Source organism: Pluralibacter sp., from assembly GCF_019237635.1.
GTDB lineage: Bacteria > Pseudomonadota > Gammaproteobacteria > Enterobacterales > Enterobacteriaceae > Enterobacter_B.
On sequence record NZ_JAFAGS010000130.1, the window covers coordinates 1 to 18,040 of the forward strand.

Sequence of the window (18,040 nt, forward strand, 5' to 3'; positions counted from 1 at the left end):
ACCCTACTTTTTTACTACAGAATGTGTAAATGAGATTAAAGTGCTCGCAATGGAAAATCTGCGGCATGTTAAAGCTATCCCCGGAGCTATTGATTTCATCAAAAAAATACCCTCAGATCGCTATGCGATTGTTACCTCCGGAGCCAAAAAGATATCAATGCAGAGTGTTGTAAATGCCGGATTGCCAGTACCCGACTATATGATTTCTGCTGAAGACGTCACTCACGGTAAACCCGATCCGGAACCATACCTGAAGGCAGCCAGAATGCTGGGGGTCAACCCGGATGAATGTCTGGTTTTTGAGGATGCAGAGTCTGGCATTCGGTCAGCCCAATCTGCTGGAATGCAAGTTATCGTAATTAATCATTCTTGTTATAGTCATGTAGATAACACTCTCATACAATTACCAGATTACAGGAATATGACTGTCACCATGGGTAATAAGTTGATAGAGCTCAACTGGTAGATCGCAAGTGTCGATTCTGAACTCCAGGGTACAAAAACGATAGTGATAACGACATATCACTATCGTCATGCCGAATGAATATTCACAGAACTGGGAAGGGTCTGTTTTTCATTGTTTGTCAAATTGCGTTCAAAGATGATCATGTCAAGTTCGTCAAATGAACAGTAACAATATAATCCCTGTACAGATAACTTTGACGTATCTGCCAACAGAATGACCTCTCTGGTTTGTTCTCGTACAACCTCTTTAACTTCAAGCTCTCTGTATGAACCAACTGTCGGGCCATTCGGATGGAAGCCATCACACCCCATAAATGCAATATCAAATCTTATCTGTCTCAGCGCGCGCTGAGCCCATGCCCCCACATAAGAGTAACTTTTCGGGCGTAATTCTCCCCCGGTAACCATGAGCGTGTTCTTGCTTTCAGAAAGTGCATTTGCCGCCATCATTGAGTTAGTGACAATTGTTAAATCTTCAAACATATTCAGAACATTGGCAACTTGTAAGGCAGTGGTGCCAGAGTCGATAAAAACAGTCTTTTTATCTGCAATAAGTGATGTTGCGTAATTTGCTATTCTGGATTTTGCATCAGAATGTTCTGATATTTTGTATGGCAATGGGTTTTCAATATAACTGCTGGCTGGTAATACTACCCCATGTCCTTTCTGGAGGATTTTTTTCTCGTGTAACTCTGCAACATCTTTACGGATGGTTTCAGTTGTCACATCGAACATTTTCGCCAGTTCGTTAATTTTTGCGCCCCCGTTGGTTAGTACCACGTTGACTATTTTATTTCTTCTTTCGATATCGACAGGTCTTGCCATTCAAGTTTTCTCATTGCTAATGAATAATACAGGTTGGCGAGCTTAAAACCGATATGGAAGACCATATCGCTCGCACAACGCTCCAACTGTAGCAGCAGATTGTCCTCCGGTGAAGGATGTTGTGTTATGAGGGTTTGGCCGTTTTTTGCTTTCTCGTATGCAGGATAACGAGTGTGACTACCAGCCGTTTCACCTATTACTCAGTCGCCTGGATAACTTAACGCCCGGGGAAACGTGCTCCGAAACCCAAACACTGTAACAGCGTCATCGGTCAGTTGCTACCTTTGCAACAGCGCAAAAAACTCGGCGAGCGTACGCCGCAGGCCTTTCTTCAGGCGCTGCGGCGCGAGGATTAAAGGATGTCGAGAACCTGTTCGGGCGGGCGGCCGATACGCGCTTTACCGTGGCTGACCACTATCGGGCGTTCAATCAATTTCGGGTTGTCGACCATTGCCTGAATCAATGCCGCTTCGCTCAGCGTGTCGTCGGCCAGGTTCAGCGTCTGATACAGATCTTCTTTTTTGCGCATCAGTTCGCGCGCGCTGACCATGCCCAGCATCTTCAGCAGCGACGTCAGTGCGGCGGCATCCGGCGGCGTGTCCAGATACAGCACCACCTCAGGCTCGACGCCTTTTTCCTTCAACAGACCTAAGGTTTCGCGGCTCTTGGAGCAGCGCGGGTTGTGGTAAATCGTTACCGCATGACTCATCAGGTGTCCTTACATTTTGGTATAGGGTTTGAACGTTTCCTGCAATTGACGCAACTGGTCGATACGCGCGTCGTAGCGGGCCTGCTGCAGGCTGCCCAGTTTCACTTGCGCGCTGGCGCCGCTGAGCAGGGAAATGGCCTGGTCAAGACGACCGACCAGCGCCATATTTTCCGCGCGGGCGGCCAGCTCCTGATCGCGGTTGCCGAGCTGCGCTTCGGCCTGCGCCAGCAGTTCCCAGCCGTTGGTGTCGTCTTTATAGGTAAAGGTGTAGCGGTTGAGCAACGTTGCCGCTTCAGCCGGTTGTCCGGCCTGCAACAGGGCGTTGGCGAGGTTCAGCTGCAGCACCGGGTTGGTGCGCAACTCGCGCGCGCCCTTCAGACGGTTAATGGCGTCGCTGTTTTTCTTCTGTCCGAGGTCAATATCGGTGGCAAGGTCAATATACCAGGCGTTTTGTGGATTGGCGCTCAGCAGCGGTTGCAGCAGCTTGCTGGCCTCCGCGTATTTATCGGCGCCCATGGCCTGCACGGCGCGACCATACAGCGCAGCATGCTGTTCGCGGATATTGCCCTTCGACCAGTTATCAAGCAGGTCGGTGGTGAGCTTATTTTGCCCGTTGTTGTACATGCCGAGGATACGCGCTTTCGCCATGTAGAAATCTTCAGAAGACTGGACGACGACCGGGCGCATCTGGTTGGCGCGGTTGCGGGTGTCGGCCAGACGGCTTTCCGGCAAGGGGTGCGTCAGCAGCATTTCCGGCGGGCGTGAGGCGTAGCGCGCCTGATCAAGCAGCTTATCCATAAACTGCGGCATCCCCTGTGGGTCGAATCCTGCGCGCTGTAGCACCTGGATACCGATGCGATCGGCTTCCTCTTCGTTCTGGCGGGTGAAGCTAATCATGCCCTGTTGGGTGCCTGCCAGCGTACCGGTCAGTGCGGCCATCCCCGCCTGGGGGCTCGCCATTGCCAACAAAATAGAACCCAGTGCGCCGACCCAGGTCAGCGGCGCGTTGCGCTTCTGATCTTCCATTGCGCGGGCCAGGTGGCGCTGGGTCACGTGAGAGATTTCGTGCGCCATGACCGATGCCAGCTGGCTTTCGGTATCGGCATAACGGAACAGCGCCGAGTGCAGAACAACGTTGCCGCCGAAGAAGGCGAAGGCGTTCAGCTCGTCATTGTTAATCAGGTAGAAGTGAAAGGGTGTTCGCACCGAGTTGGCGTGAGAGACCAACCGCATGCCGAGGCCGTTAATATACTGCACCAGCAGCGGGTCGTTAATCAGCGGGGCGCTGCCGCGAAGCTGACGAACGTAGTAATCCCCCATCTGCATCTCCTGACCGATGGAGAGCGTGCTTCCTGCTGTGGTACCCATATCCGGCAGCGTGTCTGCGGAATCGGCAAAGGCTGGCAGCACCTGGCCCAGCGTCAATGATGCTATGAGTGTCGCCAACAGCGTTTTTCTCAACTGCCTGAACATAACCTCAGTTCCTGTCTGTGGGGGATGTGCCAGTTTGACCGACAAAGCGTCTTTGCGTTCCCCTGTCGGCCGCTTTCAAAGTTTATCTGCCTGCGGCGGCATTGAAAACAAACATTCAATGACTTTTGATGTTTGAGGCTTTCCTCATAAAAAGCGAAGTCTTTTCTGTGACAGTTAGATACAATTTATCAGTTTCTTTCGACCCGCTCATACAGGGAACGGTGTAGTTATGCTTGAGATGTTGATGCAATGGTATCGCCGTCGCTTTAGCGACCCGGAGGCGATAGCGTTACTGGTCATTCTGCTTGCCGGTTTCGGCATCCTTTTCTTTTTCAGTGGATTGCTTGCTCCGCTGCTGGTGGCTATTGTGCTTGCCTATCTGCTGGAGTGGCCGACAATCCGGCTTGTGCGCATTGGCTGTTCCCGACGCTGGGCAACCTCCATTGTGCTGGTGCTGTTCGTCGGTATTGTACTGCTGATGGCGTTTGTGGTGATGCCGGTTGTCTGGCAACAGGGAATTAACCTGATCCGCGACATGCCGGGCATGCTCAATAAGCTTTCTGACTATGCCGCCACGCTGCCGCGGCGCTACCCGGCGTTAATGGATGCGGGCATCATTGACGCCATGGCCGATAACATGCGCAACCGCATGCTGACGATGGGCGACTCGGTGGTGAAATATTCCCTGGCGTCCCTGGTCGGCCTGCTGACGCTGGCGGTATACCTTATCCTTGTGCCGCTGATGGTGTTCTTCCTCGTCAAAGACAAAGAGCAGATGCTCAACGCCGTGCGCCGCATACTGCCGCGTAACCGCGGGCTGGCGGGCCAGGTCTGGAACGAGATGAACCAGCAAATCACCAACTATATTCGCGGCAAAGTGCTGGAGATGGTGGTGGTGGGCGTCGCGACGTGGGTTGGCTTCCTGCTGTTTGGCCTCAACTACTCGCTGCTGCTGGCGGTGCTGGTCGGGCTGTCGGTGCTTATTCCCTATATCGGCGCCTTCGTGGTGACGATTCCGGTGGTGGGCGTGGCGCTGTTCCAGTTCGGTCTCGGCACCGAGTTCTGGAGCCTGTTCGCCGTGTATCTGATTATCCAGGGGCTGGATGGCAACCTGCTGGTGCCGGTGTTGTTCTCCGAGGCCGTGAACCTGCACCCGCTGGTGATCATCCTCTCGGTGGTGATTTTTGGCGGATTGTGGGGCTTCTGGGGGGTCTTCTTCGCTATCCCGCTGGCGACGCTGATAAAAGCGGTGATGCATGCCTGGCCGGATAGTCCGTCGGGCGACGGGCCGTAATGAAAAAGCAATATCTGAAGGACTACACCGCGCGACAGATTGTCCAGCGGGCGATGAGTATTATTCCGTACTCCGTCAACGTGATGGACGAACACGGCATCATTATCGCTTCAGGGGAGCCGTCGCGGATTCACCAGCGGCATGAAGGCGCCATCCTGGCGCTGAAGGATAATCGGGTCGTTGAGATTGACTCCGCCACCGCCATTCGGCTCAAGGGCGTGCGCCCTGGCATCAATCTGCCTATCTCTTTCCACGGGCAACTGATTGGCGTGCTGGGGATAACCGGCGAGCCCGATGAGGTGCGGGCCTACGCGGAACTGGTCAAAATGGCGTCCGAGCTGGTGATTGAACACATGGCGCTGATTGAGCAAAAAGAGTGGGACAAGCGCTATCGCGAAGAGCTTATCCACCAGCTCCTGATGCGCGAACCGCCCGCCGAGCGGCTGCATTCGATGGTTGCCTATCTGGGGATCGATCTACAGCAGCCGATGGTGGTGGCGATAATCGAGCTACGCCAGCCGGACCGGGAAGCGCTGCGCAACCTGATGGACTACTTTGAAAACCGCGCCCGCGACCATCTGGTAACCTTCACCGATTTCAACGAACTTATCATCATTAAGCCCATCAGCATGAAGGGCGGGCGCTGGGATCTGCTCCAGGAGATGAAGGATTTACAGTGTTTTAAATCCTGGGCCAGCAGCTCCGGTTTTAGCCGAATTATCGTCGGCGGCCATTTCCCGGGAGAGAGCGGGCTGCACCGTTCGTGGCAGACCGCCCGCGCCACGCAGGCGATGGTGAAGCGGCAAAAAGTGAAAGATCAGTACGTGTTCTACCATGACTACGCGCTGCCAGCGCTGCTGAGCGATGTGGCCGAAAGCTGGCAGGTGCAGGAACTTTCCCGCCTGTGGCTACAGCTGGTGAATAACGACAGTAAAGGCGTACTGCAACAAACGCTGCGGACATGGTTTGAGCATAATTGTGACCTTTCTCAAACGGCGAAGGCGCTGCATATTCATGTCAATACGCTGCGCTACCGCCTGCAGCGTTGTGAAGAGATAACGCATATAAAAATCAATGACATGAAAAGCGTGCTCTGGCTGTTTATCGGCATGGAGCTCCAGCGTGACGCTGTAGATTCCCACAATTTATCGGCAAAGCGCCCTGCGAAAGTTCGTTAAAACCTCCAGTTCAGACGGCCGGGGTTTTCCCCATACTGCGCCTGTCAATTAACAGGAGCGCAGAGAATGACATCGGTATCGACACTGGGAGCCATAGCCGCATTGGTCGTGGCCATATTTCTGATTTTACGTAAGGTTTCTCCGGCCTACGGCATGATGGCCGGCGCGCTGGTTGGGGGGCTTATTGGCGGCGCGGGGCTGGTTGAGACCGTGACGCTGATGGTCACCGGCGCGCAGGGGATCACTAACGCCGTGCTGCGTATTCTGGCGGCGGGCGTACTGGCGGGTGTGCTGATTGAATCCGGCGCGGCGAACACCATCGCCGAAACGGTGGTGAAGAAAATTGGCGAGACCCGGGCGCTGCTGGCGCTGGCGATAGCCACGCTGTGTCTGACCGCCGTCGGCGTGTTTATCGACGTGGCGGTCATTACCGTGTCGCCTATCGCGCTGTCTATCGCCCACAAGGCGGGGCTGTCCAAAACCGCGATTCTGCTGGCGATGGTGGGCGGGGGTAAAGCGGGTAACGTGATGTCGCCGAACCCGAATACCATCGCCGCCGCCGATGCTTTCCACGTTCCGCTGACGTCCGTCATGCTCGCCGGGGTGATCCCGGGGCTGTTCGGTCTGGTGTTGGCGTATCTGCTGGCGAAAAAGCTCAGCCACAAAGGCAGCCCGGTGACCGCCGATGACGTGATTACTCACGACGCGACGCGCCAGCAGCCACGCTTCTGGGTCTCCGTCAGCGCTCCGCTGGTGGCGATTTTTCTGCTCTCCCTGCGCCCGATTGCGGGCATTGCGATTGACCCGCTGATTGCGCTGCCAGTAGGCGGCCTGGTGGGAACGCTGCTGATGGGGCGTGCGCGTCAGACGAACCAGTTTATGGTGGCAGGCCTCTCTCGTATGGCGCCGGTGGCCATTATGCTGCTCGGCACCGGAACGCTGGCGGGGATAATCGCTAACTCAGAGCTGAAAGACGTGCTGATCCACGGGCTGACGGCATCTGGGCTTCCGGCATACCTGCTGGCGCCGGTCTCCGGGGCGATTATGTCGATGGCGACGGCGTCGACCACGGCGGGAACAGCGGTGGCCTCCAGCGTCTTTGCGCCAACGTTGCTGGAGCTGGGCGTTTCCGCGCTGGCCGGTGCCGCAATGATCCACGCCGGGGCGACGGTGCTCGACCACCTTCCGCACGGCAGTTTTTTCCATGCAACGGGCGGCAGCGTGAATATGCTTATTCGTGAGCGCCTGAAGCTGATGCCGTATGAAACGCTGGTCGGCCTGACCATTGCCCTTGTTTCCACGTTGATGTTTGGCGTGTTTGGACTTGCAGGATAACCATGATGAAGATTGTGATTGCACCCGATTCCTTTAAAGAAAGCCTGTCCGCGATGGGCGTGGCATCCGCCATTGAAGCCGGTTTTCGTGAAATCTATCCTGACGCGCAGTACGTCAAAGTCCCGATGGCGGACGGGGGCGAAGGTACCGTCGACTCTCTGGTTGAGGCCAGCGGCGGGCGCTATCAGGACAGCGAGGTGATGGGGCCGCTGGGCACGCCGGTTACGGCGCGCTGGGGGATGATGGGCGATGGCCGGACGGCGATTATCGAAATGGCGGCGGCCTCCGGGCTGCACCACGTTCCGCCGCAACTGCGTAACCCGCTCAATACCACCAGCTATGGTACCGGCGAGCTTATCGCCGCCGCGCTGGATCAGGGTGTTGAGCAAATTATCCTTGGCATCGGCGGGAGCGCGACCAACGACGGCGGCGCCGGTATGATGCAGGCATTAGGGGCGCGTTTGCTGGATGCGAGCGGCGGGGAGATTGCCCGCTCCGGTAGCGGTCTGGAGGCGCTGGCGTCCATCGATCTCAGCCAGTTGCATCCGGGGTTGGCGACGGTCGCCATCACCGTCGCCTGCGATGTGAATAACCCACTGTGCGGGCCGCGCGGCGCATCGGCGGTGTTTGGTCCGCAAAAAGGGGCGACGCCGGAGATGATTGCCAGGCTTGATGCGGCGTTAGCCAACTGGGGCCGTCTGATGGCGAACACCACCGGCATTGAGGTGCTGGACGCTCCCGGCGCAGGCGCGGCGGGCGGTATGGGGGCGGCGCTGCTTGGTCTGCTCAACGCCACGCTGCGGGCAGGTGTTGAGATAGTGGTCGAAACGCTGTCGCTTGAGGAGCAACTGAAAGATGCGGATTTGGTGATAACCGGGGAAGGGCGGCTCGACAGCCAAAGTATTTGCGGTAAGACGCCTATTGGCGTGGCGCGGGTGGCGAAACGCCATCATAAGCCGGTTATCGCGCTGGCAGGCGGGTTACAGGCCGATCACCCGGTCGTGTTTGAGCACGGCATCGACGCGGCGCTATCGATTCTGACGCACATTGTGACGTTACCGGAAGCGCTGGATGAGGCGGAGTATAATCTGCGAACGACGGCGCGCAATGTTGCCGCCATCTGGAAACTGGCAAGTCAGGCATAAAAATTAACGCCCCGGTCCGGGGCGTTAATTTCAAGCGTTCTCTTTCAGCCAGTTCAGCACCACGTCATGGTGGTTGCTGGTCTTGAAGTCGTCAAACACGTACTCGATTTTTCCATCCGCATCAACCAGGAAGCTGATGCGGTGGATGCCGTCGTAGGTTTTGCCCATGAAGGATTTCTCCCCCCAGACGCCAAACTGCTCGCAGACCTGGTGGTCTTCATCGGACAGCAGGGTAAAATTAAGCAGCTCTTTTTCGGCAAAACGGGAGAGCTTTTCCGGTTTGTCGGTGCTGATGCCCAGCACTTCAACACCCGCTTTTTTTAGCTCATCCATATTGTCGCGCAGGCCGCAGGCTTGCACGGTGCATCCTGGGGTCATTGCTTTCGGGTAAAAATAAACCAGAACTCGCTGTTCCTGGAAGTCGGTTAAATTTACTTGCTCACCGTCTTGATCGGGCAAGCTAAATTTCGGTGCGATGTCACCGGCTTTCAGTGGGTTCATTACTCAACTCCATCCTGTTCATCATGCTGTGAATAATTGACGACGTTTATACTGCCTTGTGCATTCAATTCTGTACATAGGGCTTTGAACGCTTGCTCGATATTTGACGCATTTTGCGAGGCAGGACTATGAGCGGTAATCTGGATGAACAGCTGGGCGCTTGCGTCTTGTTCATTCGCTTGCGTGCGCGAAACCAGTTCGGCGATGTTCATCTCGTGGGCATCGAAGAGCCCGGTGAAACGTTCGATAATATGCGGAGAATCAGGAACTTCTACCTGCACCCAAACGGTGGAAGGCAACGCCGGACGTGGGCGCGCGGTTGTGCGCTTCATCACAATCAGTAGATCCAGCTCCGCCCCCTTTAACGGCAGGGTGGATTCAATCAGGGTGATGGCGTTCCACGAGCCGGAAAGCAGCATGATAAACGTGAACTCATCGCCCAGCATTGCCAGTCGGCTATCTTCGATGTTACAGCCGCAGCTGCTGACGTGACGGGTAATGGTATTCACGATGCCAGGGCGGTCGGCACCCAGTGCGGTAATAACCAGGTAGTGATGTAATGAGGCTGTCAAACCTGTTCTTCCTTTACAAAGGTGGGATAATTACTAGGAAAGCATAAAAAAAACCGGCATACAACATCCGGAGTCGCTCGGGTCTCTTGCTTTTATTACAGTTCCAAACGTACCATTGGAATCTTGTCTGCTCCTGCACTGAGGATGGTCCATGTTCACGGGAAGTATTGTAGCGCTTGTCACGCCGATGGATGAAAAAGGTAATGTCGACCGTTCAAGCCTGAAAAAACTGATTGATTACCATGTCGCCAACGGAACGTCGGCGATTGTTTCGGTTGGGACGACCGGCGAGTCCGCCACGCTGAGCCACGACGAGCACGGCGATGTGGTGCTGATGACCGTGGAGCTGGCCGATGGCCGTATTCCCGTGATTGCCGGCACCGGCGCGAATGCGACCGCCGAGGCGATTAGCCTGACCGAGCGTTTTAACGACACGGGCATCGTGGGTTGCCTGACGGTGACGCCATACTATAACCGCCCGACCCAGGAAGGGCTGTTCCAGCATTTTAAAGCGATCGCTGGACATACTGACCTGCCGCAAATCCTGTATAATGTGCCGTCCCGTACCGGCTGCGATATGCTGCCGGAAACCGTGGGTCGTCTGGCCGAAATTAAAAATATTGTCGGCATTAAGGAAGCGACCGGGAACTTAAGCCGCGTTCACCAGATCAAAGAGCTGGTTTCAGACGACTTTCTTCTGCTGAGCGGTGATGACGCCACGGCGCTGGATTTCATGCAGTTAGGCGGGCACGGCGTGATTTCCGTGACCGCTAACGTTGCCGCGCGCGATATGGCGGAAATGTGTAAACTGGCGGCGGAAGGGCAGTATGCGCAGGCCCGCGTTATCAACCAGCGTCTGATGCCGTTACACAATAAATTATTTGTCGAACCCAATCCTATCCCGGTCAAATGGGCATGTAAGGCGTTGGGACTTGTGGCGACCGATACGCTGCGTCTGCCGATGACACCGATTACCGACCATGGTCGTGATGTGGTGACTTCCGCGCTCAAGCACGCCGGTTTGCTGTAAAGTTTAGGGAGATTTGATGGCTTACTCAGTACAGAAGTCGCAGCTGGCGAAGGTTGCGGGTGTTTCGCTTGTTCTGCTCCTTGCAGCATGCAGCTCAGATTCGCGCTATAAGCGCCAGGTGAGCGGTGACGAAGCCTATCTGCAGGCGCCGCCGCTTTCTGAACTTCATGCTCCGGCGGGAATGATCCTGCCGATTCAGAACGGTGACTACAACATCCCGGTTGCCAGAGGCGACGGTGCAACGGGTAAATCGCTTGATATCCGCCCACCGGCTCAGCCGTTGGCGCTGGTATCCGGTGCCCGTACGCAGTTTACCGGCGACACGGCGACCCTGCTGGTAGAAAGCGGACGTAACGGTTCCCTGTGGCCGCAGGTGGTGAGCATCGTTCAGGCGAAAAACTACACCATCACCAAACGTGACGATGCCAGCCAGACGCTGAACACCGACTGGGTGCAGTGGAACCGTCTGGACGAGGATCAGCAGTATCGCGGCCGCTATCAAATCTCTGTGAAACCGCAGGGCTATCAGCAGGCCGTCGTGGTGAAACTGGTCAATCTGGAGCAGGGCGGCAAGCCGGTCGCTGACGCCGCGTCTATGCAGCGCTACAGCGCCGAGATGCTGAACGTGATTTCCGCAGGCCTGGATAAGAACGCGACTAACGCACAGAACACCGCGCAGAGCCGCGCCGGGGCAACCTTCGACGTGCAGAGCGCCGCGGATGATACCGGCCTGCCGATGCTGGTAGTGCGCGCACCGTTTAACCTGGTCTGGCAGCGTCTGCCGGCAACGCTTGAAAAAGTGGGAATGAAGGTTACCGACAGCACCCGTTCTCAGGGCAGCATTGCCGTGACCTACAAGCCGCTGTCTGACAGCAGCTGGCAGGCACTGGGAACCCGCGATCCGGGTCTGACTTCCGGTGATTACAAACTGCAGGTGGGCGACCTCGATAACCGCAGCAGCATGCAGTTTATCGATCCGAAAGGTCACACGCTGACGCAATCGCAGAACGACGCGCTGGTCTCCGTATTCCAGGCGGCGTTTAGTAAGTAATAAACAGGGCTGGAGCGATCCGGCCCTTTTTTCTGTCGACGTACGCAAACGTGTGCGTCGGCGGGAATACAGGGATTTACTGTTAATTTCTCATATCTGGAGTAATTCAAAATGCAAAAGCAAGCTGAGTTGTATCGCGGCAAAGCGAAAACCGTTTACAGCACGGAAAACCCGGACCTGTTGGTGCTCGAATTCCGCAACGATACGTCAGCAGGGGATGGCGCGCGTATTGAGCAGTTTGACCGTAAAGGGATGGTAAACAACAAGTTCAACCATTTCATTATGAGCAAACTGGCGCAGGCGGGTATCCCGACCCAGATGGAAGCACTGCTCTCCGACACCGAGTGTCTGGTGAAAAAGCTGGAGATGGTGCCGGTAGAGTGCGTCGTGCGCAACCGCGCGGCGGGGTCTCTGGTTAAGCGTCTGGGCATTGAGGAAGGTATTGAACTCAACCCGCCGCTGTTTGACCTGTTCCTGAAAAACGACGCCATGCATGACCCGATGGTCAACGAGTCCTACTGCGAAACCTTCGGTTGGGTGAGCAAAGAAAACCTGGCGCGCATGAAAGAGCTGACCTACAAAGCCAACGACGTGCTGAAGCAGCTGTTTGACGATGCAGGCCTTATCCTGGTCGACTTTAAGCTGGAGTTCGGCCTGTACAAAGGCCAGGTGGTGCTGGGCGATGAGTTCTCCCCGGACGGCAGCCGTCTGTGGGACAAAGAGACCATGGACAAGATGGATAAAGACCGTTTCCGTCAGAGCCTGGGCGGCCTGATTGAAGCCTACGAAGAAGTGGCGCGTCGTCTGGGCGTTAACCTCGACTAACCGCGTTTCCCGCCGTTCATCAGAGGGTGCCTGTCATCCTCTGATGTGTTCTGCCTTGTTTACTATGGTAATCCTCCGCTGAACCGCCTACGATCTAACGAACATTATCAGGACTGATAGAGGTTGTTATGCGTTGGCAGGGTCGTCGCGAGAGCGACAATGTAGAAGACAGACGAAATGATTCCGGCGCGCCGATGATCGGCGGACGGGGTTTTCGTCTCCCCAGCGGCAAAGGGGGCATTATTTTGCTGCTGGTGGTGGTGGTGGTGGTGGCAGGCTACTACGGCGTCGACCTGACCGGGCTGCTCACCGGCCAGCCGTTGACATCGCCCTCGACTCAGCAGTCTGTCAGCCCCAAAGATGACGAAGCGGCGAAATTCACCTCGGTGATTCTGGCGACCACAGAAGACACCTGGGGGCAGATTTTCCAGAAGATGGGCCGCCAGTACCAGCAGCCGAAGCTGGTGATGTACCGCGGCGCGACCCGCACCGGTTGCGGTACCGGTCAGTCGGTGATGGGGCCGTTTTACTGCCCGGCCGACAGCACTGTCTATATCGATCTCTCCTTTTACGATGACATGAAACACAAGCTCGGCGCGGATGGCGATTTCGCTCAGGGCTATGTCATCGCCCATGAAGTGGGCCACCACGTGCAGAAACTGCTGGGGATTGAGCCAAAAGTCCGTCAGTTGCAGCAGCAGGCAAGTCAGGCGGAAGTGAACCGCCTGTCGGTACGCATGGAGCTTCAAGCCGACTGTTTTGCTGGCGTCTGGGGACATAGCATGAAGCAGCAGGGCGTGCTGGAAAATGGCGACCTGCAGGAGGCGCTGAACGCCGCCCAGGCGATTGGCGATGACCGTTTGCAGCAGCAAAGCCAGGGGCGCGTGGTGCCGGACAGCTTCACCCACGGCACCTCTGAACAGCGCTACACCTGGTTCAAACGGGGGTTTGACAGCGGTGATCCGGCGCAGTGCAACACTTTTGGTAAAGCGTTGTAATCTTCGATGACGGACATGGACGCGCTGTCTGCGCTTGCCACGCAGATGGCTGAAGAAGGTATTCGCCGCTTGCTGGTGCTGAGCGGCGATAGCGCGTGGTGCGGACATCAGGCGGCCGCGTTGCGCGCGCATCTTGGCGAGGACGGACTGTGGATCGGCCCACAGTCGGTGGCGGCGCCTTATTGTCCTCCCGGCGCACTGAAAACGTGGCTGGGGCGCGAATATCGCCATGCGTTTTTTGATGCCCGAGAGGGCTTTGACGTCGCGGCGTTTGCCGCGCTTGCCGGTACGCTGCGGGCGGGGAGCTGGCTGGTGTTGCTGGTGCCGGATTTTGACCGCTGGGTAGCCCTGCCAGATGCTGATTCGCTGCGCTGGAGCGACGGCGCCGAACCGATTGCGACGCCGCATTTTGTGGCGCATTTCTGCCGAACGGTCGCCGCATCGCCGCAGACTGTGGTCTGGCGACAGGCGCAGCCGTTCCCGGTAATCTGCGCTGTGCCGCGTCCTCACTGGCATGCCGCATTGGGGCAACCGCTGCGCGAACAGGCGGAGATCCTTCAGGCGCTTGCCGCCATGCCGCCCGGCGTGGCGGCGGTCACTGCGGAGCGCGGGCGGGGGAAATCAGCGCTGGCGGGGATGCACCTTTCCCGTCTCACCGGTACGGCCATCGTCACCGCGCCGACCCGGGCCGCAACCGACGTCCTTGCGACGTTTGCTGGCGAACAATTTCGTTTTCAGGCGCCGGACGCGTTGCTGATGTCCGACGAGCGCGCCGACTGGCTTATCGTTGATGAGGCCGCCGCCATCCCGGGGCCGCTGCTGCACAAACTGGTCTCCCGTTTTCCCCGTACGCTGCTGACCACCACGGTGCAGGGGTATGAAGGCACCGGGCGCGGTTTTTTGCTCAAGTTTTGCGCGCGGTTCAGCCATCTGCACAGCTTTACGTTAGAGATGCCCATCCGCTGGGCCGCCGGATGCCCGCTGGAGGCGGTGGTCAGCGACCTGCTGCTGTTTGATGATTCGCTCCCGACTGCGGCTGGCGGCGGCGTGCAGATTCAGTCGGTCGGGCAGAGGGCATGGCGTGACAACCCGGCGCTGCCTGCGGCGATGTATCGCCTGCTCACGGCGGCGCATTATCGCACCTCGCCGCTCGATCTGCGGCGCATGATGGATGCGCCGGGACAGCGCTTTACCGCCGCCCGTCTGGCGGAAGGGACGTTGGTTGGCGCCCTGTGGCTGGTTGATGAAGGTGGTTTGTCGGCCGCGCTCAGCAAAGCGGTATGGGCGGGGTATCGCCGTCCGCGCGGCAATCTGGTGGCGCAGTCTCTGGCCGCCCACGGCGGCAGCCCGCTGGCGGCGACGTTAACCGGGCGGCGGATAAGCCGCATCGCCGTTCATCCTGACCGCCAGCGCGAAGGTCTCGGACGGCAGACGATAGCCGCGGCCGTGGAAGAGGCGTCAGGTTGCGATTATCTCTCGGTAAGCTTCGGCTATACCGAGGAGCTGTGGCGCTTCTGGCAGCGCTGCGGTTTCATGCTGGTGCGGCTGGGCACCCAGCGCGAAGCCAGCAGCGGCTGCTATACCGCAATGGCGCTGTATCCGTTGTCGTCTGCCGGTCGCCAGCTGGCGAAGGATGAGCAGCAGCGTCTCTATCGCGATGCCCCATGGCTCGACCGCTGGCGGGAGCAAAAGCTTGCGCCCGGCCTGCCGCCAACGGCTATCCTTACTGATGAGGACTGGCTCGATGCGGCCGGGTTCGCCTTTGCCCACCGCCCGCTGCTGGCGGCGGCAGGCAGCCTTAACCGTTTGTTGTTGCAGGTTCACGAAACCTGCCCGGCGTTGCGCGGACGGCTGCAACAGGAAGAGGAGTCGACATTATGTCGGACGCTGGGCCTGTCGGGGCGCAAGGCACTGCTGGCGCGCATGCGTGAAGAGGCGGGCAGGGCGCTGCTGGCGTGCGACCCGGTACGTACAGCGGCGCTGTGCGAAGAGGTCGCCCAACTGCAATTTTTTTCACTCACTCATTCAGTTAAATGTCATGGTCATTAGCGCTGAGCGGCGTAGACTTCTCGCCAATACAGTAAGGAGATTGCCATGAAACACGATCATTTTGTTGTGCAAAGCCCATCCGCTCCGGCGAAACAGTTGCTGCTGTTGTTTCATGGCGTTGGCGACAACCCGGTATCGATGGGACAGATTGGCCGCTTCTTCGCACCCTTGTTTCCTGATGCGCTGATTGTCAGTATCGGCGGCGCTGAACCCTGCGGGCCTGTTCCGGGGCGTCAGTGGTTTTCCGTTCAGGGCGTAACGGAGGAGAACCGCCAGCAGCGTGTTGACGGCATCATGCCAACGTTTATCGACACCGTAAAATACTGGCAGGCGCAGAGCGGCGTCGGTCCGACGGCGACTGCGCTTATCGGTTTTTCCCAAGGGGCAATTATGTCGCTTGAAAGCATCAAGGCTGAACCCGGCCTTGCCTCGCGCGTCATTGCGTTTAACGGTCGTTATGCCACGCTGCCGTCTCATGCCGATACCTCGACCACGATTCATTTGATCCACGGCGGAGAAGACAGGGTCATTGATCTGGCCTACGCCGTGGCGGCGCAGGAAGCGCTGGTGAACGCTGGCGGCGATGTGACGCTGGATATCGTGGAGGACTTAGGCCATGCCATTGATGACCGCAGCGTGCAGCTGGCGCTCGACCATCTGCGTTTTACCGTGCCGAAGCACTATTTCGATGAGGCGTTAAGCGGCAGCACGCCGAAAGATGACGATGTGATTGAGCTGATGTGATTACCCTCGTTCTTCACTCTGCCCTCTCCCGGGCGCGGGAGAGGGGGAAGAGCGAAGCACGGGTTACTTCTTCTGGTCTTTCTTCGGCCAGTCGTCATCGTCCCATTTATCGTTAAAATCACGATGCGGCGGGAGATCCGGTTTATTGGCGAGAAATTTTTTGTGATCCACGCGCTTGAGATCTTTGATGACGTTAAGGATAACGCCTACCAAAAAGACCAGCACCAGGGTCCACCAGTATTTAGCCAGCCAGTCCATGTGCAATACCTCTTTTCAATGTCTCGTTAAGCAACCAGCTGTTCCATAATGCGCTGATACATGCGGGCCAGAAGCTGCAGGTCGGCCGCGTTCACACACTCATTAATTTTATGAATGGTGGCATTCACCGGCCCCAGCTCCACCACCTGCGCGCCCATGCGGGCGATAAAACGTCCGTCGGACGTCCCGCCGGTGGTCAGCAGCTGCGGTTTCACCTCATTATAGTGCTCAATGGCGTTGACGACCGCATCAACGAGCTTGCCGCGTCCGGTCAGGAACGGCTGGCCGGAGAGCCACCAGTCGACGGTGTAGCGCAGTTGGTGTTTTTCCAGCAGCGCGACCACTTTCGCTTTGATTGTCTCGTCGGTCAATTCGGTGCTGAAGCGGAAGTTGAACTGGACGTGAAGATCGCCTGGGATCACGTTGTTGCTGCCGGTGCCTGCCTGGATATTGGCAATCTGCATACTGGTCGGCGGGAAGTAGTCGTTGCCTTTATCCCACTCAATAGCCACCAGCTCGTTAATCATCGGCGCGGCGCGATGGACCGGGTTATCGGCCAGATGCGGGTAGGCGACATGCCCCTGAACACCGTGAATGGTCAGATTGCAGGTGAGCGAGCCGCGACGACCGTTTTTGACCACATCGCCGACCACTTCGGTGCTCGACGGTTCGCCGACCAGGCAGTAGTCCAGACGTTCATTGCGCGCCATTAGCGCTTCGACCACTTTGACGGTGCCGTGGGTGGCGCTGGCCTCTTCATCAGAGGTTATCAGAAACGCCAGCCGTCCTTTATGATTCGGGTGCTGGGTGACAAAGCGCTCTGCCGCAACGACCATCGCCGCCAGCGATCCTTTCATATCCGCCGCGCCGCGGCCAAACAGCATGCCGTCGCGAATAGTGGGTTCAAACGGCGGGTTGATCCAGCGGTTCGCATCGCCCGCCGGGACGACATCGGTGTGTCCGGCAAAGGCAAGGGTCTCGCCCTTACCGCGCCACGCCCAGAAGTTTTGCGTGTCGCCAAAGTCCATCGCTTCGACGGTAAAACCCATGGCGCGAAGGCGCTCAATCATCAGCGCCTGGCATCCTGCATCATCGGGGCTAAGGGAAGGGCGGCGAATAAGCTGCTGAGCCAGCTCAATGACCGGGCAAGACATAAACTACACCTCGTTAAAATATGTTTGGTAACTGGAATCGCTGAAACCCAGCAGCATAGGCTTACCCGGCGCGCAGAGCAATGGGCGTTTGATGATTGCCGGCATTTCCAGCATCAGCGCGGCGGCTGCATCGGCGTTGGTTACCGAGGCGCGCAGGTTTTCGTCCAGTTTACGCCAGGTGGTGCCGCGGGTGTTCAGCAGCGCTTCCCAGCCCAGTTCGTCGATAAACGCGTTCAGCTGCGCACGTTCCAGACCGTCAGCGCGATAGTCGTGGAAACGGTATTCAAGCTGCTGGGCTTCCAGCCAGCGGCGGGCCTTTTTGATGGTGTCGCAGTTCTTTATTCCGTACATCGTGATCATGTTTAATCCTTTTTGTATAACGCAGGTAAATTACTCAAAATTTTCGATGGAATAATACGCGAATTAAGTTGCGA

The 18,040-nt window shown here is 57.2% G+C and carries 19 protein-coding genes; 11 read left to right on the forward strand and 8 right to left on the reverse strand.

Annotated elements, in window-relative coordinates; genetic code table 11:
* On the forward strand, window positions 1-466 hold a 466-nt coding region (locus tag JO226_RS15105; protein WP_293602364.1), incomplete at its 5' end, for an HAD-IA family hydrolase.
* A gap of 65 nt (window positions 467-531) precedes the next feature.
* On the opposite strand, the gene JO226_RS15110 is transcribed toward JO226_RS15105, so the two are convergent.
* The 3 genes from JO226_RS15110 to bepA form a co-directional block, all read right to left on the reverse strand.
* Window positions 532-1,290 (reverse strand): DeoR/GlpR family DNA-binding transcription regulator, encoded by a 759-nt coding sequence (locus JO226_RS15110; protein ID WP_293602365.1) that lies wholly within the window; start codon window positions 1,288-1,290, stop codon window positions 532-534.
* A 352-nt stretch (window positions 1,291-1,642) separates the two neighbouring features.
* Window positions 1,643-1,999: an arsenate reductase (glutaredoxin) gene (gene arsC / locus JO226_RS15115; protein ID WP_293602366.1), complete on the reverse strand. Its 357-nt coding sequence runs from the start codon at window positions 1,997-1,999 to the stop codon at window positions 1,643-1,645.
* A 9-nt stretch (window positions 2,000-2,008) separates the two neighbouring features.
* Complete coding sequence (gene bepA / locus JO226_RS15120) at window positions 2,009-3,472, reverse strand: beta-barrel assembly-enhancing protease (RefSeq protein WP_293602367.1); 1,464 nt, start codon at window positions 3,470-3,472, stop codon at window positions 2,009-2,011.
* A gap of 229 nt (window positions 3,473-3,701) precedes the next feature.
* Here bepA and JO226_RS15125 point away from each other — a divergent pair, with 229 nt between their 5' ends.
* From JO226_RS15125 to JO226_RS15140, 4 genes are all read left to right on the forward strand, one after another.
* Window positions 3,702-4,766, forward strand: a complete 1,065-nt coding sequence (locus tag JO226_RS15125; protein ID WP_293602368.1) for an AI-2E family transporter — start codon at window positions 3,702-3,704, stop codon at window positions 4,764-4,766.
* The gene (locus JO226_RS15130) at window positions 4,766-5,944 is read left to right on the forward strand and encodes a sugar diacid recognition domain-containing protein (protein WP_293602369.1); all 1,179 of its coding nucleotides are present in this window, start codon (window positions 4,766-4,768) and stop codon (window positions 5,942-5,944) included. Before JO226_RS15125 ends, JO226_RS15130 begins: the two co-directional genes overlap by 1 nt.
* A gap of 66 nt (window positions 5,945-6,010) precedes the next feature.
* Window positions 6,011-7,279: a GntP family permease gene (locus tag JO226_RS15135; RefSeq protein ID WP_293602370.1), complete on the forward strand. Its 1,269-nt coding sequence runs from the start codon at window positions 6,011-6,013 to the stop codon at window positions 7,277-7,279.
* A 5-nt stretch (window positions 7,280-7,284) separates the two neighbouring features.
* Window positions 7,285-8,424 carry a glycerate kinase gene (locus JO226_RS15140; RefSeq protein WP_293602390.1) on the forward strand — a complete coding sequence of 380 codons (1,140 nt, stop codon included), beginning with the start codon at window positions 7,285-7,287 and terminating at the stop codon, window positions 8,422-8,424.
* 30 nt (window positions 8,425-8,454) lie between these two features.
* Here JO226_RS15140 and bcp read toward each other — a convergent pair whose 3' ends face one another.
* Window positions 8,455-8,925 carry a thioredoxin-dependent thiol peroxidase gene (gene bcp, locus JO226_RS15145; RefSeq protein ID WP_293602371.1) on the reverse strand — a complete coding sequence of 157 codons (471 nt, stop codon included), beginning with the start codon at window positions 8,923-8,925 and terminating at the stop codon, window positions 8,455-8,457.
* Entirely contained in the window at window positions 8,925-9,497 is a 573-nt protein-coding gene (locus JO226_RS15150) for a glycine cleavage system transcriptional repressor (protein WP_293602372.1), read from the reverse strand. The genes bcp and JO226_RS15150 overlap by 1 nt, the downstream gene beginning before the upstream one ends.
* A 151-nt stretch (window positions 9,498-9,648) precedes the next feature.
* Here JO226_RS15150 and dapA point away from each other — a divergent pair, with 151 nt between their 5' ends.
* The 6 genes from dapA to ypfH all read left to right on the forward strand — a co-directional run bounded on the left by dapA (window position 9,649) and on the right by ypfH (window position 16,194).
* Complete coding sequence (dapA, locus tag JO226_RS15155) at window positions 9,649-10,527, forward strand: 4-hydroxy-tetrahydrodipicolinate synthase (protein WP_293602373.1); 879 nt, start codon at window positions 9,649-9,651, stop codon at window positions 10,525-10,527.
* A 16-nt stretch (window positions 10,528-10,543) separates the two neighbouring features.
* Window positions 10,544-11,578, forward strand: coding sequence for an outer membrane protein assembly factor BamC (bamC, locus tag JO226_RS15160; protein ID WP_293602374.1), 1,035 nt, complete (start codon window positions 10,544-10,546; stop codon window positions 11,576-11,578).
* Window positions 11,579-11,689: 111 nt separating this feature from the next.
* Window positions 11,690-12,403, forward strand: a complete 714-nt coding sequence (gene purC, locus JO226_RS15165) for a phosphoribosylaminoimidazolesuccinocarboxamide synthase (RefSeq protein WP_013365305.1) — start codon at window positions 11,690-11,692, stop codon at window positions 12,401-12,403.
* Window positions 12,404-12,531: 128 nt separating this feature from the next.
* The gene (locus JO226_RS15170; RefSeq protein ID WP_293602375.1) at window positions 12,532-13,401 is read left to right on the forward strand and encodes a neutral zinc metallopeptidase; all 870 of its coding nucleotides are present in this window, start codon (window positions 12,532-12,534) and stop codon (window positions 13,399-13,401) included.
* Between the two features lie 15 nt (window positions 13,402-13,416).
* A complete protein-coding gene (locus JO226_RS15175; RefSeq protein ID WP_293602391.1) occupies window positions 13,417-15,450 on the forward strand; it encodes a GNAT family N-acetyltransferase in 2,034 nt (677 codons plus the stop codon).
* Between the two features lie 45 nt (window positions 15,451-15,495).
* The gene (ypfH, locus tag JO226_RS15180; RefSeq protein WP_293602376.1) at window positions 15,496-16,194 is read left to right on the forward strand and encodes an esterase; all 699 of its coding nucleotides are present in this window, start codon (window positions 15,496-15,498) and stop codon (window positions 16,192-16,194) included.
* Between the two features lie 63 nt (window positions 16,195-16,257).
* On the opposite strand, the gene JO226_RS15185 is transcribed toward ypfH, so the two are convergent.
* The 3 genes from JO226_RS15185 to JO226_RS15195 are packed head-to-tail and all read right to left on the reverse strand — an operon-like array spanning window position 16,258 to window position 17,966.
* Entirely contained in the window at window positions 16,258-16,452 is a 195-nt protein-coding gene (locus JO226_RS15185; protein ID WP_293602377.1) for a YpfN family protein, read from the reverse strand.
* 26 nt (window positions 16,453-16,478) lie between these two features.
* A complete protein-coding gene (dapE, locus tag JO226_RS15190) occupies window positions 16,479-17,606 on the reverse strand; it encodes a succinyl-diaminopimelate desuccinylase (protein ID WP_293602378.1) in 1,128 nt (375 codons plus the stop codon).
* A 3-nt stretch (window positions 17,607-17,609) separates the two neighbouring features.
* Window positions 17,610-17,966, reverse strand: coding sequence for an ArsC family reductase (locus tag JO226_RS15195; RefSeq protein ID WP_293602379.1), 357 nt, complete (start codon window positions 17,964-17,966; stop codon window positions 17,610-17,612).
* Between the last annotated feature and the right edge of the window lie 74 nt (window positions 17,967-18,040).

Excerpts from the sequence above, each read along its gene's own strand:
- bepA (WP_293602367.1), bottom strand. The coding sequence starts at position 3,472 with ATGTTCAGGCAGTTGAGAAAAACGCTGTTGGCGACACTCATAGCATCA.
- JO226_RS15185 (WP_293602377.1), bottom strand. The coding sequence starts at position 16,452 with ATGGACTGGCTGGCTAAATACTGGTGGACCCTGGTGCTGGTCTTTTTG.
- JO226_RS15110 (WP_293602365.1), bottom strand. The coding sequence starts at position 1,290 with ATGGCAAGACCTGTCGATATCGAAAGAAGAAATAAAATAGTCAACGTG.
- purC (WP_013365305.1), top strand. The coding sequence starts at position 11,690 with ATGCAAAAGCAAGCTGAGTTGTATCGCGGCAAAGCGAAAACCGTTTAC.
- JO226_RS15195 (WP_293602379.1), bottom strand. The coding sequence starts at position 17,966 with ATGATCACGATGTACGGAATAAAGAACTGCGACACCATCAAAAAGGCC.
- dapE (WP_293602378.1), bottom strand. The coding sequence starts at position 17,606 with ATGTCTTGCCCGGTCATTGAGCTGGCTCAGCAGCTTATTCGCCGCCCT.
- JO226_RS15140 (WP_293602390.1), top strand. The coding sequence starts at position 7,285 with ATGAAGATTGTGATTGCACCCGATTCCTTTAAAGAAAGCCTGTCCGCG.
- JO226_RS15170 (WP_293602375.1), top strand. The coding sequence starts at position 12,532 with ATGCGTTGGCAGGGTCGTCGCGAGAGCGACAATGTAGAAGACAGACGA.
- JO226_RS15130 (WP_293602369.1), top strand. The coding sequence starts at position 4,766 with ATGAAAAAGCAATATCTGAAGGACTACACCGCGCGACAGATTGTCCAG.
- bcp (WP_293602371.1), bottom strand. The coding sequence starts at position 8,925 with ATGAACCCACTGAAAGCCGGTGACATCGCACCGAAATTTAGCTTGCCC.
- arsC (WP_293602366.1), bottom strand. The coding sequence starts at position 1,999 with ATGAGTCATGCGGTAACGATTTACCACAACCCGCGCTGCTCCAAGAGC.
- JO226_RS15175 (WP_293602391.1), top strand. The coding sequence starts at position 13,417 with ATGGACGCGCTGTCTGCGCTTGCCACGCAGATGGCTGAAGAAGGTATT.
- JO226_RS15125 (WP_293602368.1), top strand. The coding sequence starts at position 3,702 with ATGCTTGAGATGTTGATGCAATGGTATCGCCGTCGCTTTAGCGACCCG.
- dapA (WP_293602373.1), top strand. The coding sequence starts at position 9,649 with ATGTTCACGGGAAGTATTGTAGCGCTTGTCACGCCGATGGATGAAAAA.
- bamC (WP_293602374.1), top strand. The coding sequence starts at position 10,544 with ATGGCTTACTCAGTACAGAAGTCGCAGCTGGCGAAGGTTGCGGGTGTT.
- ypfH (WP_293602376.1), top strand. The coding sequence starts at position 15,496 with ATGAAACACGATCATTTTGTTGTGCAAAGCCCATCCGCTCCGGCGAAA.
- JO226_RS15135 (WP_293602370.1), top strand. The coding sequence starts at position 6,011 with ATGACATCGGTATCGACACTGGGAGCCATAGCCGCATTGGTCGTGGCC.